Below are 951 nucleotides of genomic sequence, written 5' to 3'. Positions count from 1 at the left end.
GCGTAAGAAAGTGACGAAAGTCGTGACAGCAGGTGACTGGACAAGCGGTACTCGGGGTTAGCAAGCCTCTCCAGTTGTAACCAAGAAGGTGGCGCCAAATAAGGCAACTGTGGCGAAACAAGCAGTAATATCAACAAATGCAGATACAACCAATGTAGTGAAATACCCACAAGCCATAGAAGTTGTTAAAGAAAGCAAAACTGTTACCCGTACCATCAAGTATGTCGATAAAGCCAACGAAACAAAAGAAGTGGCAACACCAGTTACGCAAAGCGTCACCTTAACGCGAACCAACAAGCGTAACAAAGTGACGAAAGTCGTGACAGCAGGAGACTGGTCAACAGGTACATGGGGTTCTCAAGACTCTCCAACTGTAACCAACTATGACGCCCCAGATAAGGCAACTGTAGCGGAAACAGCTGTAACATCAACAACTACAGATACAACCGAAGTAGTGAAATACCCACAAGCTACAGAAGATGTTAAAGAAAGCAGAACTGTTACCCGTACCATCAAGTATGTCGATAAAGCCAACGAAACAAAAGAAGTGGCTGATTCAGTTACGCAAACAGTTGAACTAACAAGAACCAACAAGCGTAACAAAGTGACGAAAGTCGTGACAGAAGGTGAATGGACAACAGGCAACTGGGACGAAAAAACTTCACCATCAGTAGAAAACTATGACGCCCCAGATAAGGCAACTGTAGCGGAAACAGCTGTAACATCAACAACTACAGATACAACCGAAGTAGTGAAATACCCACAAGCTACAGAAGATGTTAAAGAAAGCAAAACTGTTACCCGTACCATCAAGTATGTAGATGCGACTGATGAAACGACAGAAGTAGCAACACCCGTTACGCAAACCGTCACCTTAACGCGAACCAACAAGCGTAACAAAGTGACGAAAGTCGTGACAGCAGGAGACTGGACAACAGGTACATGGGGTTC

The 951-nt window shown here is 44.7% G+C and carries 1 pseudogene; it reads left to right on the top strand.

The features are described 5' to 3' along the window. Positions 1 to 109: 109 nt before the first annotated feature. Positions 110 to 951, top strand: a pseudogene (locus HT709_RS11470) (hypothetical protein); the annotation flags it as partial.

This window comes from Streptococcus sp. 1343 (genome assembly GCF_013277355.1).
Classification (GTDB): Bacteria; Bacillota; Bacilli; order Lactobacillales; family Streptococcaceae; genus Streptococcus; species Streptococcus pseudopneumoniae.
Note: the sequence above shows the minus strand (reverse complement) of the source record. Positions and strands in the feature narration are given on the sequence as shown.